A 14,914-nucleotide genomic window follows, 5' to 3' on the forward strand; every position below is an offset into this window, starting at 1 on the left:
AGACACGCATTTTCGTTTTCAATTTTGGAAATTTGGACTACTTTTTCTTCTTGTTGGACGGGCGCTTGTAACCGAAAGGTTTCAGCAGTTCGTCGTTGGAACTGAAGTTGTCGCCAGCGACCTTGGCATTGGCGCCGTCGAAGGGCGGAACGGAGCAGCGCAGGTGGTTGCTCAACTTCGCATCGACCTTGTACACGTAGGCACCGGTAGCCATAAGCTTCTTGTTCCCTGCATGCACGTAGCCATCGTTATCCGGTTTCAGTTCGAGGAACATCTGCGTCAGGCCGGCTTCATTTGCAAAGCTAGGATCGTTCAGTTCCTGTGTAAAGCCGATATCGTTCACATAGTTACCCAGCGAGGTATAGACCCAGACTCTGGCTTTCAGCTTGATATCGTACAGGTTGAACTGGCTCAGGTCACTGGGAACAGGGGTTCCCGGCTCGCAGAATTCCGATACGTATTCTTCGACAGTATATTCCCTATAGCCAGCCTTGGCATCGTCGTCAAGGCCCGTCGTATCAACACCGACACCCTTATTCGAGATTTTTCCATTCGGAAGAACCAAGTCGTCGAGGGTGGCCAGGCCACTAACGCCGCTTACGGTAGGCAACTTGACATCAAGAGCAAGGGTCGGGCCCAAATGCTTGGAGCTCTTGACTCCCGGATACGGAGCCTCGCCGCTACCCTTCTGGGTCTTGAAGCTGCCACCGATCAAGGTTTCCACTTCTTCTTCGGTAGAGGGGTTCCTGATGCTTACGGCAAAGGTCTGGCCCTTCTTAGGCGGATTCACGGCATAGTATTCGTCTACCTTATCCTTGGTCACAACCGTTACGGGCTGTTCCACAGAGATATCGATATCCTTGCTATCCTTCATAATCACGTAAGTGGTGTCAGAAGCCTCGTTGCCAGCCTTATCCTTATAGAAGCGCACGATTACGTTGGGTCCCTTTTCCAGTCCCTGTAACACGAGGGTATCCTGCTTTACGCCGTCGATGGTCCATTCCACCGTCACAGAATTGGAGTGGATAACCTGCTTATTGGTCGGAGAAAGGATTTCAACCACCGGAAGCGTCTGGTCAAGCACCACGAACACAGCCTGCTTGGCAGCATTGCCGTACTTGTCCACATAGGTGTAAGACACCTGGTAGCCGCGGTCGCCATCCGGGTTCTTGACCATGTTGCCCTTACGGTCAACAACATAGGTCAGTTCCACAGAATTACCCGTAGCCTTGTCCACGTAGTCGTAAGAGACCTTGAAGATTCCGCTGGAGCGGTCCGCGTTCTTGGAGGCGATAAAGCCGCCATTACCGTCCACGTAGAGTGCCTTGCCGGTTTCGGCATCAGCCTGGTAAGAAATCGTCACCGTCTGGCCGTCAATCACCGTTTCGTAAGAGATGGTAATGACTTCAATGGAGTCGATCTTGCCCTTCTCGTTTACAATAGCCTGTTTCACCACGTTGCCCTTGTTGTCGGTGACGTAGCTAACGGTCACGTCCACGCCGGCAACCTTCGCCGGGTAAGAATTCAAGACGCTGTTGCCATTGATCGGCGTGCTTGTCGTATTGGCGTGCAGCACGTCAAGAGCCACCGTCTGGTTCGCCACCGCAGAAAGCGCATCGTAAGTGGCCTGCGGAACATCAACCTTCTTGGTCAAGTCCACAGGAATGGTAAAGCTGTATGTGGTATCGCCGTCAATGGGATCCTTGTCTGTAACGGTCACCGTAATGCGGCTCACCGTATCCTTGACATACACGTTGGTATCGGAATCGGCAGGACGTTCTACAATCGTATAGATGTTGCTGGCCAAGTTGGCATCGTTTGCAGCAGAAACCGTAACCACCGGCGAAATATCGCTGTAGTACGCAGTAAAGCAATCCTGGGCGCAACCCTCGAAGCCGTCCACATCGCAGACTTCCTTACAGATTCTGTTGATGCCCGGTTTAAGGGTCGTATCGGCGCAAGGCTGTCTTACCTTGTTCACTTCCCAGCATACATTGAGAGAATCCCTGTTCGTATAGATGACTTCGGGATACTTCCATGTCGTATCTTCGTTGCTGGCTTCGACAATGTCAATCGTCGGACCCGGAACATCGTCCACCACGACGGTAACATTCTTTATATGAGAAAGTCCGCCAACATCCGTGACTTTCACCGTAATCTGAACAAACGGAGTCTTTTCGCGATCCAGGCAGTTGTCCTTCTTGACTGTAACAGAACCGTCCGGAGCCATTTCAAAGCAATCGCTATCATCCTTGACCAGGGTAAAGGTCCAGGTATCGCCCACATCAGGATCCTTCGCCTCAACAACACCCACGTCCGTCCCCTTCTTGGGATTTTCCGTGACATGTAACGTATCGGTGGTAATAACCGGCGGTTCGTTCACGTTGTGCACATGAATCGTCATCGTGTCGATATCGAAGAGTGCCGGATTATTCTTGTCAACCAACTTGACCACCAAGATATAAGTGGTTTCCATGGTTTCGTAATCCAGTTCTTTCTTCGTGGTGATTACACCGGTCGAATCAACAGCGAACACATCTGTAGCCCCACCGATTGCTTCAAAAATATCCTGCCTAAATTCAGGTATGGAATCATGTTCCTTCCACTTTATAGAATCAACACGAGTTTTAGGCGGCATATGTTCGGCAATATCAAATTCCTGAGCATCAAGAATCGGGGATTCGTTCACATTGAGAACAGGGATTGTAACCGTGGTATCAGAAGTCTTTTGATACAAGGTATCTATCACAAATACACGAATCTTGATTTCAGTAATCGATTCGTAGTCCAAAATAGAGCTATCCTTAACAGTCACCAAGCCGGATTCAGACACATTCACATAGTCGGTAGAGTCCACAAGAGCGAATTTACAATGCGTGCAGAACTTGTCTCCACGGATTGCAATTAGGCTATCGATACGTGTACCGACAGGCGAATTTTCAGGAACGGAATCCAGGACAATCTTCTTAAGGGATGCCGGAGTCGGATCATCGATAATCGGGAGCGGGAAAGAGCCCTGACGCTTGTTACCCGGCAACACGGCCCCAGCCAGACCAAACACCTTCATCGGAAGGGTTTCTTGTCCTTCGAAGAGAGTATCTATAGCGACGTTGATGTAAACCTCATAAACGCCACGAGGAACTGTATCGCCCAGCAGGATCTTTACAGAACCCGTATCGACCCCACAAACGTGAGGAATACTGTTAAAGTCCTGAATAGAGGCAATCTTGGACGTCGGATCCGTAAGGCTGGAATCCTTTATGTCAAAGCAATACTTAAAGCTGACATCCACCGACGAAAGCGTATCAAGCTTAATCGGCACAAGAACGGTCAAGTTATTTTCAATGAACTTGCCTTCGGCAAGGGCCGTCGGGTCAAAGTCCAATGTAACCGGATTAAACGGAACGAAGATAAAGTTACTTCCGTCAAAATTATAGTTTATGTAGATAGAATCCGCGAGCAACTGACCAGCCAGCTTAATATGGTCTTTAATGGTAATTGTACCAGTCGTGAGAATTGAACCCTGAAGTGACGGATGGCTGTTCTGGTTGGTAGACGGGAACATAATGTCTTCTGTTGTATAGAAGAGCAACGTTCCATTATAGTCCTCGTTATCTTGTCTTATATAGGTTCCATTGTCCAATGTATCATATTGAACAGCAATATTTGTTTGCGACGAAAAAGATATTCCATTCTCCAGGAAAATTCTAGTAAGGCGACCTCCATTTTGCATATTAAACAAAAGGGTCGCATCATTTGTCAATGTAATGTGATCAAGATAAATATCGAAAGGCTCCTTAGAATCGCCTTCAGGAACATAAATTTCGTAGATTCCATTATCGACTTCAATAGCTGTTTCAGCTCTTGAATTCTCAGTAACAACTCCCGTATTAAGATTGGTGACACGGGTATTCAATACTGTGGAATAGGTAGGAACACTACTCAATGTCGGCATATAGAGATTGTTTCTAACCTCGGGAACTTTAAGTCCTTTAGTGGTGTCAAAGCAATCTTTATAGCCATCATTACTATTGACAGAAGCTGTTCCTTCAACACCAAAATGTCTGTACTCGTCTCCTATAAGCGAAGCATACACACCAGGAACATCTCCTTGAACACACTGATGTCCATGGAATTCATTAGACTTAGATGCAAAATTGGTTTCCTGACCAATAACAATACTTCCCGTCACATTCACAGGTCCGTTAGTAAAAACCTCGGGCCCCATCTTAATCTTAATATCTCCACCAATCAAAATGGGTCCACCTACAGTATCAAGCCCATTGTCAAAATAAAGATTTCCATGAGAAGTACCGAACCACCCCGTAGAGTCCGTTACACGAATAAAGCCGTTTCCAAAATCAATGGCTCTCGCACCGAACATTTTATACTTCATCAGGTAGTCCCATTCGTCTTCTTGGGATTTCGGGTCAAGCCCAGACGCGTTTTCAAAGTAAAACGGCGCAATATCCATAGCAGAGGCAACCCCCACTACGGCAAAAATCATCCATAATTTGTCTAACATTTTTTTTACATTCTTCATGATTTACCCCCTGCAACCACAGGTTTTACGCTCCTACCCTCAAAAATAATTAATTTTGTTTACATAGGTTACTTTTTTTTCACATTTCCCGATGAATTTCATGGATTAGATGTCCAAAGTCATGGAATTTTGCAGTTTAAGCCGCTTTATCTTGACAAAAATCACGATATATTGCTAAATTGCGGGTTCCTAGGCCCTGCGCAATGACTATTTGCGGGCAAATCGCCAGGGCGAAAGCAGCAACGGACTTGCGGATTTTTATGTGCTCAGGTAGCCTAGGATTTCTTTTTGCAACCCTCAAGGTTGCCTTTTTTGTTGAGATTTTATGATTCTTTGGACGATCCGTCATACGAAACCATATAACCCGAATGACGTCTGTTACGGCAGACTGGACTTTGACGTCTCCCCTACTTTTGAAAGCGAAAGCGACGGAGCACTGAAGGCTTTGCTGGAAGCAGGCGCAAAACCCACGCGCATGTACACCAGCCCCCTAAAGCGCTGCCTGCGCCTGGCCGAAAAGGCCGAAAAGGCCACCGGGCTTACCATGGAAAAGCGCGACGAGATCATCGAAATGAATTTTGGTTCCTGGGAAGGCCAAAAGCTCACGGAAGTCCCCCGCGAAGAAATGGCAGCCTGGGCCCACGACCTGCGCGGCTACAAGTTCAAGGACGGCGAATGTTTTTACGACATCGACCGCCGCGTGCAGTCCCTGCTGGACACCCTGGATGACGACGGCGAATTCCTGTGGATTACCCACGCCGGCGTGATTGCGGCACTCCAGCATTTCGCCTGCGGGCTCCCCGACTCCGACTTTGTAGAAGGCGCATTCAGCTACGCCATGGTGACCCGCTTCGAATTCAAGCGCGACGCCAACGGACACTACCGCGGAACCTTTACGAAAATTCACGACGGTATCCAGATGCAGCCGCTTAAGATTGGATAACGTTTAAAGAAACGTATGGATTCTCGCCTGTGCGAGAATGACTTAGAAATCAAACGACATCAGGGCCTGGACGCCGCCTTCGAGACGCGGCAAAACGGCCAAGTGCATGGGGTTGTCAAAGTCGCTCAACAGGGCGTCGACGGCAGCATCACCCACGGAATACAAATAAAGTAAGGCAATCGCCCAAATATATTGGTTGCGGTTCTTGCGGTAATAGGTCACGCGCTCACTGACGCGTTCGTATTCTTCGGAAGTGGTACTTTCTTGTTCTACGATATGCTTGCGGTCCAGGTAATATTCCACCATATTCTGGGACGTCCAGATACTGGTGGCAGAACCGATGAACGCCATATACAATAGGCCCATCTTGCCGAACTCTCGGTTGTACATCTGTCCAAAACCGGGAATAATGGACCATAGCAAGGCAGTCTTCATGCTCTTGAGTTCAACGCTGCGGTAGTTGTTGTTGTACCAGATTCCAAAGGCATCAAAGAAGCTGTACAGGTAAAGGCCATACATCCAGGCGGTTTCTGCCTTTCGCAAGTCTTCCTGTTCCATCTTCTTGTCGCTCTTTTCGTGAACGCGACCAATAAATTCGGTTCGCTTTTCGTGGTAGTACGCAAGACTATCGCGATTTTTCTCGCGTAAGACCCTGTCGGTATAGAACGCCACGGAATCGCGCAAGGGTTCGGCCTGTTCGAGCACTCGCTTATGCTGGTAGCTCTTGTTCGCCGTAACCTCGTACAAAAGCAAAAGTTCGATACCCGTGATAAAACCGCCTCGCACATAATGTTCCGTATAGTACTGACCGCCACCCGGGAAAATGGCGAAAAGCATGGTCATGGCAAGGGAATTGCGCTTGGTGGGGATATCCCATTCGTTTACGGTGAGCGTGTCGATAGCGGTGATGCCAGTCTTCCCTTTTTGCAAAGGGTCTGCCGCAACAACGGAATCTGCCACCATAGAATCAACTTTCACAGAATCGGCCTGCGCCCACACCGCCGTCCCAAAAGACAGTGTCAAAACAAAGCATAAAATAAGCGAGCGCAAAAACATCGGGAGGAAAGATAGTAAAATGAACAGCGAAAAAAATTTCCAAAACAGCGGTCTACAGCAAATAGAATTTCTATTTTCAGGGCACCATTTTTGGTGAGGAGACAATAACGTGCTCTTTTACCTTTACGATGGCAAGAAGGAAAACAGCGCCAATGGTGCTGGGGACCTTGAAACAATGTTTAGGTACCAATTCTTGCCGAACATGAACGCCTTCTTGGACGTTACCGTTCCTACTGCCAGCTCAGAAGTGTACTACCCGGATTATCCGTTCGTCTTCCATTTTGGTGTTCAATTTTCAGAGAAGTTCGGCTTCGTGAATCTTGGTTCCGAACTTGGCTACAGAATCGAAACTCGTGGCGAAGACAAGGTTTCGCCCCCGAACGAACTGAACGTGGGTATCGAATCGGACTTTGAATTTTCACAGATTGTAACCCCGTACGTCGGACTTAACCTGTACATGCTCGTCGGCAAGTATAGCGAAGAAGGCAAAAATGTGGGGAAAAGCCACACGGGCAAACTAGGAATCAATCCCTATGCCGGTTTGAACATCGCCTTCAACGATATCGTTTCGCTCGATATTCATGGAAGTATTCTCACTGGCAAGAAATACCTGGAACACACGACTCTTAACGACAAGGTTGTAATTACAGCCGGCACCGGTATCTACGTCAATTTCTAGTTCCAATTCATATCTTTTTAAAAGACCCCAGGTCACACCTGGGGTTTAATTTTTTACTTTTTTTAGCGGAGATACTCCATTGTCAAAATATGACACAAACTTTATGTATATTTGACAACGTAAAGGAAACGACATGACGCACAACATGGACAACGAAATGAATATCAAGGAACTTGCACAAGAGATCCAGAAAGCGCTTTTGGCACGCGGCGAAATGATGGCCACTGCCGAATCGCTCACGGGCGGCCTTGTGGCAAGCCACATTGTAGATATTCCGGGAAGTTCCGCCATTCTGGCCGGGGGCATTGTGGCCTACCAGAACGAGGTGAAGGAATCCCTGCTCGGCGTCCCGCACCAGGTGCTCGAAAACGAGGGTGCAGTCTCGGCCGAAACGGTAAAAGCCATGGCCGAAGGCGCCCGCAAGAAGTTCGGTTGCGAATGGGCAATCGCCACTTCCGGAATCGCAGGCCCTACCGGGGCAGAACCCGGCAAACCTGTCGGTACGGTATGGATGGCTGTCGCCAATAGTTTGCAAAACGAGGCTTTTTGTAAAATTTTCGAAGGAAACCGCACCGAAGTGCGCGAAAAAAGCGTGTATAGTGTATTGGGCAAGCTACTTTTTTTACTGAATAACCAAAAAAGCACTTGCACAAGTGAACACTAAATATTATATTTAAAAACGAAAAAACAAAATGGAGTCCAAAATGGCTAAGAAAACAACAAACACCCCGACTAGCAACCTTTCCGCAGACAAGGCCAAGGCAGTAGAAGCCGCCATCGCCCAAATCGAGAAGAATTATGGTAAAGGTTCCATCATGGCTCTAGGCCAGCAGCCTGTCGAAGACATCCCCGTCATTCCTACGGGTTGTATCCAGCTGGACATGGCTCTTGGCGTGGGTGGTTTCCCCCGCGGCCGTATTATTGAAATTTATGGACCGGAATCTTCGGGTAAGACGACCTTGACCCTGCACGCCATTGCCGAAGCCCAGAAGCTCGGCGGTGTGGCGGCCTTCATCGACGCAGAACACGCTTTTGACGCAGTCTACGCCCGCAAGCTCGGCGTGGACATCGAATCCCTCCTGGTTTCTCAGCCGGACACCGGTGAACAGGCCCTGGACATCGCCGAAACCCTCGTCCGTTCCGGCGCCATCGACATCATCGTCATTGACTCCGTGGCAGCCCTCGTGCCCCAAGCCGAAATCAACGGCGAAATGGGCGACAACCATGTGGGTCTGCAGGCCCGCCTCATGAGCCAGGCCCTGCGTAAGCTCACCGGCATCCTTTCGAAGTCCAACACCTGCATGCTGTTCATCAACCAGCTGCGTATGAAGATCGGCGTGATGTTCGGCAACCCCGAAACCACCACCGGCGGTAACGCCCTGAAGTTCTACGCTACCCAGCGTATCGACATCCGCCGCATTGCCGCTATCAAGGACGGCGAAGAAGTCATCGGTAACCGTACCCGCGTGAAGGTGGTAAAGAACAAGGTGGCAGCGCCCTTCACCCAGTGCGAATTCGACATCCTTTACGGTTGCGGCATTTCCCGCGAAGCCTCTATTCTTGACCTCGCTACCGAACTGGACATCATCCAGAAGAGCGGTTCCTGGTTCAGCTACAACAACGAACGTATTGGCCAGGGTCGTGAAAACACCCGCCTGTTCCTGAAGGACAACGTGGAACTCTGCAACGAAATCGAGCAGAAAATCCGCGAAAGCATGAAGGACGTGGAACTGTTCAAGCTGAACGAAGGTGACGCCATCGAAGCTGACGACAGTGAAAGCGTAAGCGTCGAAGAGGACGCATAAAACCTATTCAAGTTCAACTTAGAATGTATGAGTCCTGGAGCTTACAGCTCCAGGATGACTTCATCAAACATTTTCTTCCTGAAGAGCAACAAACCCTGGCCTATCCTTTAGCCATTGGGATGGGTCGGGGTTTTCCTTTGTTGTGAATTTTCTATATTCCATACCATGAAGGCAGAATCTATGAAGGCAACACTCCGGACAGCAGCGACATTCCTTACGCTTGCGTGCTCCGCCGCCTTGTCACAGACTTCCTGCCCCCATTTCTTATTGAACAGCCCCATGGTGGTAAACATCGAAGGCTTCTTCGTAAACGAGAAGATGTCCCGAGTGAGTCTCGATGTGGAATGGAGACACCACCCCGAAGCGCTTGATACCTTTTTCGTGAACCAGCCGGACGTTCCGAAATTCAACTTCGTGACCGCAGGCGAATACCGCTACATGGAATTCCCCGATATCAAGGTCAAGCGCCAGTTGGGTACCCACCACCTGAAAGAAAACATCGGCGAAACACCGCTGAAACTCGATGACATGGAACTTTTGGCCAACGGCCAGTTCCTGTGCAGGGATTCCAGCATCCAGAAGCCCAATATTCTTTCGACCGCCTTCTCCATGGCCTGGTGGAACCTCGTGGCAGACAGCCTGCCGCAGCCATCCAAGGTGACAATGAACGGAGCCCGCAAAGAAAAGCGCAACTTCTGGATCCGCCAGTGGAAAAACTACTCCGGCGAAATGCTGCCGACCCTTGTAAAGCTGGAAAGCGAAAAATACAGCGGCGAACTCTGGATCCGTTCCGCCTACACCATTCAAGCACTGCAAGCCGACCCGCTCAAGAACAGCGTCGAGGGCAAGCCGAAACCGCCACTGCCGGATTTATTTAGAAAAATTCCTGTGAAAGGGGAAAGAAAAATACCCCTGATACTCAAGCTGAACCAGGAACTGCTGCGCGAGTGATCCGCCGTAGAAGCGTTCTTCGGTACGTCTCCAGCCACCCACTTCCAAGATAATATTCTGCAAGCCCTCGTTCCAGAAGAAGTGGGCACCCAGCATCGCCTTGCCGTAACCCAGGGATTCCTTTCGGACCGTATTCTTTTCGCGCAAGAAACCGGTCTTGTAGAAATTGGACTCGAAAATGGCTGCAAAATGGTCTGTCAGGGGGACTCGGCCGTAGGCATCCAGCGCCAGCAAGAAATCGCGGTTAAATACGGGGATATTCCTGCGATAATCGTAGCTCTTGCCTTCGAAATCGGTACTGACATCCATCAATATATAGTGGAACTTTACTCCGAGAATGGAACCCTTGGGCAAGGAATAGCTCAAGTTGAAGGCCATATCAATCAACTGGGTGTAATCAAAGGCCGCTTCGTCCTTATAGATATTGTCCACCACATAGTCCGCATTCCAGCTTTTGGCAATACGGCCCTCGCCCTCCACTTCGGCGGTCACCATTTCCAGGTTCGAGCGCATGTAGAGATAGCTTTCGTAGACAACGTTCGCTTCGATTTGCGGATTGGTCTTGAAAGGGCGAACACCGATGCCGGCCAAGTAGCCCGCATAGAACGGCGAGACTTCGATAGCGGCGTCCATGCGCAAGTAAGAGGGCAGGCTTTCCAGGCGTTCGCCGTAAGCCAGTTCATCGAGAGGTTCGAGCCAGGTGTAATGCAGCATGCCGGTGGCCTGGGGCAACCACTGCCCCCACACGAACGGCGTGTTCCCTAGGACGCTCCAAGAGAGGTTGGGTCCATAGCGGAATCCAAAATTTGCATTTTCATTGAAACCATCGGCAAAAGACGCGACGTTACAAGTAAAAAAAATTATAGAAAAGGCCAATAATTTCTTAAAATAAGTCATTTCGGAATAAAATTTAAAATATTTTCCCCATTTGCGCCATAAATTCTTATTTTGTAGGCATTAATTTATAGGAGTCACTATGAAGCTCTCTCATATTTGCGTGCTTGGCATAAGCGCCCTGATGTTCTGGGCCTGCTCAAACCGCTATTCCTCCCCCATCCTGATCGAACGCGGCGAAGGTCGCAACGAATACGAACGCGAATACTTTGCCGTCAAGGAAAGCATGGGTATCGACAAGCGCCTGAAGGACGTGTTCAAGCAAGGCTATATCGAAGAAGGCATGACCAATGATATGGTGAACCTCTTGTGGGGCCCCCCTGATCACGAAAGAACTACCGAAAAGCAGAGCGTGTGGGAATACTATACCCGCGAAGGCGAACTCATTACCCGCCTCTTCTGGAAGCACCCCGACCAGGCTCGCTTGAAGGGCTACGAAGAAGAATGGATCTTGGAAAAGATCGAAGGCGACCGCTACGGTGGTTCTCCGGCTCCGACTTCCAAGCACTCTTCTAACTACTAATAAGCAGTTTTATGCGAAAAGATACGCCCTCGGACTACCGGGGGCGGTCTTTTTTTACTAAATTTAGGCGCGTTAAATTTTAAACCTCTCAAGGAGTTAATTATGCGTCAGTATATCATCGCTGGTAACTGGAAGATGAACAAGACCGTTAGCGAATCCATTCAGCTCGCTAAGGATATCGTGGAAGCCGTCAAGGACGTGAAGAAGACCGAAGTGGTCATCGCCCCGACTTACCTCGCCGCCGCTAAGGTCGCCGACGTCATCAAGGGTTCCAACGTGAAGCTCGCCATCCAGGACATCCACTGGAAGGACCAGGGCGCATACACCGGTAAGGTTTCTGTGGACATGGTCAAGGAAATCGGTGCCGAATACATCATCATCGGCCACTCCGAACAGCGCCAGTACTTCCACGAAACTGAAGAAACTGTGAACCTCAAGGTCAAGAAGACTCTCGAAGCCGGCCTGAAGCCGATCATCTGCATTGGCGAAACCCTCGACCAGCGCAACGGTGGCAAGCTCGAAGAAGTTCTCTCCACCCAGGTGAAGGGCGCTTTCGAAGGCGTTTCTGCTGAAGACGCTGCCAAGTGCGTTCTCGCTTACGAACCGGTTTGGGCAATCGGTACTGGCGTTACCGCTACCGACGAACAGGCTCAGGACACCCAGGCTTTCGTCCGCTCTGTTGTTAAGGGCATCTACGGCGAAGCTGTTGCCGAAGGCATGCGCATCCAGTACGGTGGCTCTATGAAGGGCGCCAACGCTGCCGGCCTCCTCGCTCAGAAGGACATCGACGGCGGTCTTATCGGTGGTGCAGGTCTCAAGGCCAACACCTTCATGGAAATCATCGCCGCTGCAGAAGCCAAGTAATTTCCGGTAAAACTTTAAACTCAAGGTAAAACGACTATGACAACTCTCTTTTGGATTGGTATCGTCCTCCACGTGTTCCTGTGCCTCTTCCTCATGTTGCTCGTCCTGGTTCAGAACGACAAGATGGGCGGTCTCGCAGGTCTCGGCGGCATGACTTCCCAGTCTGCCTTCTCTACCGCAGGTGCCGCGACTTTCATCCAGAAGTTGACCCGTGTCGTGGCCGTGATCTTCTTTATCGTGGTATTCGCCCTCGGCCTCATCACTGCCAAGCAGGACCAGGCTGTAGAAGAATCTTCGATGCAGAAGGCTACCCGCGAAAACGCAGCTCAACAGCAGGCTCCCGCTCCGGCTCTGCCGACGGACTTTGCTGCTCCGGCAGCTCCCGCTGCTGACGTGGCTCCGGCTACAGAAGCTCCCGCTGCTCCGGCTGCTGAATAAGGTTTTGTTTGGCGCAGCTTAGGCTCGTCAACAGCCTGCGGTCGTGGTGGAATTGGTAGACACGCTAGCTTGAGGTGCTAGTGGGAGCGATCCCATGACAGTTCAAGTCTGTCCGACCGCATTACGAAGTCCGCCCTTCAGAACGAGGGCGGATTTTTATTTTATAAAAGAGGTTTTATATGCAGAATACATTAGTCGCACCGGTTGGAGTCTTGGGCTTTGGCGTCGAAGGCCAGAGCACGTTCAATTATCTTGTTCGTAACGGCATCAAGGACATCGTGGTGATGGACAAGAATCCGGTGAACTTGCCGCAAGTGCCCGCAGGCGTGAACGTGAAGGTGAGTTCCGGCGAAAGCTACCTGGACGGCCTTAAGGACTGCGTGACCGTGGTGCGTTCTGCAGGCGTATACCCCATGAGTCCGGAACTGTTCAAGTTCCAGATGAATGGCGGCCTGATGACGAGCCAGATTCAGCTGTTTTTAGAACAAACTAAATCCAAGAAGGTGGTCGGCGTTACGGGCACACTCGGCAAGGGTTCTACCGTGAGCATGATCAGCCACATTTTGACCAAGTGCGGCGTGAACAACGAGATTGGCGGCAACTTCGGTGTGCCGGCATTGGACTTGCTCGAAACGGAAACGGCAGACCGAATCAGCATTCTGGAACTTTCGAGCTTCCAGCTGATGACATTGTCCTTGTCGCCGGATGTAGGCGTGGTGCTGCGTGTTTCCACGGAGCACCTCGACTGGCATAAGACTGTTGAAGAATACCGGGACGCGAAAGCCAACCTGGTTCGTTGGCAGAAGCGTGCCGGTACGTGCGTGTACCTGAAGGATGCGGCCCCCACCGCAAAGATTGCAGCAGAAAGCCCCGCTGGGACAAAGTATGCAGTTAGCTTGAAGGATGGTCCGAGCGCGGGCGACGGTGACGCCGTGATTGAAGGCGCAACCCTCACCATTGATGGCGAAAAGCTGTTCCTTTCGGACTGCAAGGTGCGCGGCATCTACCAGCTTGAAAACATGGCCGCCGCAACGCTCGCCTGCAAGGCCTTGGGCATCAAGGTTGCTGATGCATTCAATGCATTGAAGAGCTACGAGACTCTCCCCTTCCGCATGGAATTCAAGGGCGAAAAGAACGGCATCGAATTCTTCAACGACAGCTACGCCACTCGCCCCGATGCAACCATCGCGGCAACAGCCAGCATGAAGCGCCCCTTCGCGCTGATTCTCGGCGGTTCTGAAAAGAATGCAGACTTCACCGAGCTCTCGCAGATTCTGGTGAACGACCGCCCGAACCTGAAGCGCATCGCGCTCATCGGCGCTACAGCAGAACGCATGCTGGAATCGCTGAAGCAGGCCGGGCTCAAAGTCACCGCAAACATCTTCCCCACTCTGGAAGAAGCTTTTGCAGACAGCTTGAAAATCGGCGAAGGCGGCACCGTCATCATGAGCCCCGCCTGCGCAAGCTTCGGGCTGTTCAAGAACTACAAAGTCCGCGGCCAAGTCTTCGACAAGCTCGTCGCCGATTTGTAATTTAGAACCATCTCTTTTATAATCATGCCGCACGCTGTGCGGCATTTTCTTTTTTATTCAAACAACAAGAGGAGATTTCCACCATTCGGGGACCATGCGCACTAAGCAACAAGTTGCTAAGTGCTGTCCGCCCGCATCTCCGTGCGGGAAGACAATATGGAGAAGCATTTTATTTTTAGCTTTACTTGTAGCGAGATGAATAATAAGAAGAGAAATGCAGACGAAACGTGTAGATAATAAAGCGTCGGCCAAGGAAAGGGAGGGTGCAGGGAGGGAACCGTGCGGCCTTCGCAACTCCGAGCTGGGTTCCCTCCCGCATATAAAAAGAACTTGTTTTTTAAAAAGAACTTTTTTTTCACTTTTTTTATAAAAAAAAGGCCCTTACCCCTTTACAAGCGGAGCGATTTAATCTAAATTTGGGTCGTTCCGCTAAGGACCACGCGGTCGTGGTGGAATTGGTAGACACGCTAGCTTGAGGTGCTAGTGGGAGCGATCCCATGACAGTTCAAGTCTGTCCGACCGCAGAAGAAAGACTCAGTGAAAACTGAGTCTTTTTTCGTTTTATACTCCCCCCTATTTTTTGAGCCGAGCGGTATGCCATAGAGTCGAACGGTTAGAGCCGAACGGTATATGTGAGCCTCAAGCGACTCATCATAATGAGTCGTGGAGGCGAGAGTGAGGCGATG

12 protein-coding genes, 2 tRNA genes and 1 other RNA gene are annotated in these 14,914 nt (G+C 50.3%); 12 read left to right on the plus strand and 3 right to left on the minus strand.

The genetic code is table 11. The features are described from left to right. Positions 1–37: 37 nt before the first annotated feature. Entirely contained in the window at positions 38–4,543 is a 4,506-nt protein-coding gene (locus ACJMNB_RS09250) for a cadherin repeat domain-containing protein (protein WP_405341728.1), read from the minus strand. A 187-nt stretch (positions 4,544–4,730) separates the two neighbouring features. Here ACJMNB_RS09250 and ffs point away from each other — a divergent pair. After that, positions 4,731–4,827: signal recognition particle sRNA small type (gene ffs / locus ACJMNB_RS09255), an RNA gene on the plus strand. A 41-nt stretch (positions 4,828–4,868) separates the two neighbouring features. Then, on the plus strand, positions 4,869–5,486 hold the full coding sequence (locus tag ACJMNB_RS09260) for a histidine phosphatase family protein (RefSeq protein WP_405341730.1): 618 nt from the start codon (positions 4,869–4,871) through the stop codon (positions 5,484–5,486). A 42-nt stretch (positions 5,487–5,528) separates the two neighbouring features. On the opposite strand, the gene ACJMNB_RS09265 is transcribed toward ACJMNB_RS09260, so the two are convergent. Continuing rightward, positions 5,529–6,509 (minus strand): DUF5683 domain-containing protein, encoded by a 981-nt coding sequence (locus tag ACJMNB_RS09265; protein WP_405341732.1) that lies wholly within the window; start codon positions 6,507–6,509, stop codon positions 5,529–5,531. A 142-nt stretch (positions 6,510–6,651) separates the two neighbouring features. Between ACJMNB_RS09265 and ACJMNB_RS09270 the strand changes: the two genes are divergently transcribed. From ACJMNB_RS09270 to ACJMNB_RS09285, 4 genes are all read left to right on the plus strand, one after another. Then, positions 6,652–7,221 (plus strand): hypothetical protein, encoded by a 570-nt coding sequence (locus ACJMNB_RS09270; protein WP_405341734.1) that lies wholly within the window; start codon positions 6,652–6,654, stop codon positions 7,219–7,221. Positions 7,222–7,354: 133 nt separating this feature from the next. After that, positions 7,355–7,885 (plus strand): CinA family protein, encoded by a 531-nt coding sequence (locus ACJMNB_RS09275; protein ID WP_405341736.1) that lies wholly within the window; start codon positions 7,355–7,357, stop codon positions 7,883–7,885. 40 nt (positions 7,886–7,925) lie between these two features. Further along, positions 7,926–9,026, plus strand: a complete 1,101-nt coding sequence (gene recA / locus ACJMNB_RS09280; RefSeq protein WP_163438503.1) for a recombinase RecA — start codon at positions 7,926–7,928, stop codon at positions 9,024–9,026. A gap of 165 nt (positions 9,027–9,191) precedes the next feature. Beyond that, a complete protein-coding gene (locus tag ACJMNB_RS09285; protein WP_405341738.1) occupies positions 9,192–9,977 on the plus strand; it encodes a hypothetical protein in 786 nt (261 codons plus the stop codon). Here the strand turns inward: ACJMNB_RS09285 and ACJMNB_RS09290 are convergent. Further along, positions 9,897–10,709, minus strand: a complete 813-nt coding sequence (locus ACJMNB_RS09290; RefSeq protein ID WP_405341740.1) for a hypothetical protein — start codon at positions 10,707–10,709, stop codon at positions 9,897–9,899. The genes ACJMNB_RS09285 and ACJMNB_RS09290 overlap by 81 nt on opposite strands. 244 nt (positions 10,710–10,953) lie before the next feature. On the opposite strand from ACJMNB_RS09290, the gene ACJMNB_RS09295 reads away from it, so the two are divergent. The 6 genes from ACJMNB_RS09295 (at position 10,954) to ACJMNB_RS09320 (ending at position 14,752) form a co-directional block, all read left to right on the plus strand. After that, positions 10,954–11,394, plus strand: coding sequence for a hypothetical protein (locus ACJMNB_RS09295; protein WP_405341742.1), 441 nt, complete (start codon positions 10,954–10,956; stop codon positions 11,392–11,394). 102 nt (positions 11,395–11,496) lie between these two features. Further along, positions 11,497–12,258 carry a triose-phosphate isomerase gene (gene tpiA, locus ACJMNB_RS09300; RefSeq protein ID WP_405341744.1) on the plus strand — a complete coding sequence of 254 codons (762 nt, stop codon included), beginning with the start codon at positions 11,497–11,499 and terminating at the stop codon, positions 12,256–12,258. A 36-nt stretch (positions 12,259–12,294) separates the two neighbouring features. Beyond that, positions 12,295–12,696: a preprotein translocase subunit SecG gene (gene secG / locus ACJMNB_RS09305; protein ID WP_405341746.1), complete on the plus strand. Its 402-nt coding sequence runs from the start codon at positions 12,295–12,297 to the stop codon at positions 12,694–12,696. A 37-nt stretch (positions 12,697–12,733) separates the two neighbouring features. Next, positions 12,734–12,817 (plus strand) — tRNA-Leu (locus ACJMNB_RS09310). 58 nt (positions 12,818–12,875) lie between these two features. Next, positions 12,876–14,228, plus strand: coding sequence for a UDP-N-acetylmuramoyl-L-alanine--D-glutamate ligase (gene murD, locus ACJMNB_RS09315; protein ID WP_405341748.1), 1,353 nt, complete (start codon positions 12,876–12,878; stop codon positions 14,226–14,228). Between the two features lie 440 nt (positions 14,229–14,668). After that, a tRNA-Leu gene (locus ACJMNB_RS09320) sits at positions 14,669–14,752 on the plus strand. The last annotated feature ends 162 nt before the right edge of the window (positions 14,753–14,914 follow it).

The organism is Fibrobacter sp. (assembly GCF_045131395.1).
In the GTDB taxonomy this organism is placed as follows: Bacteria; Fibrobacterota; Fibrobacteria; order Fibrobacterales; family Fibrobacteraceae; genus Fibrobacter.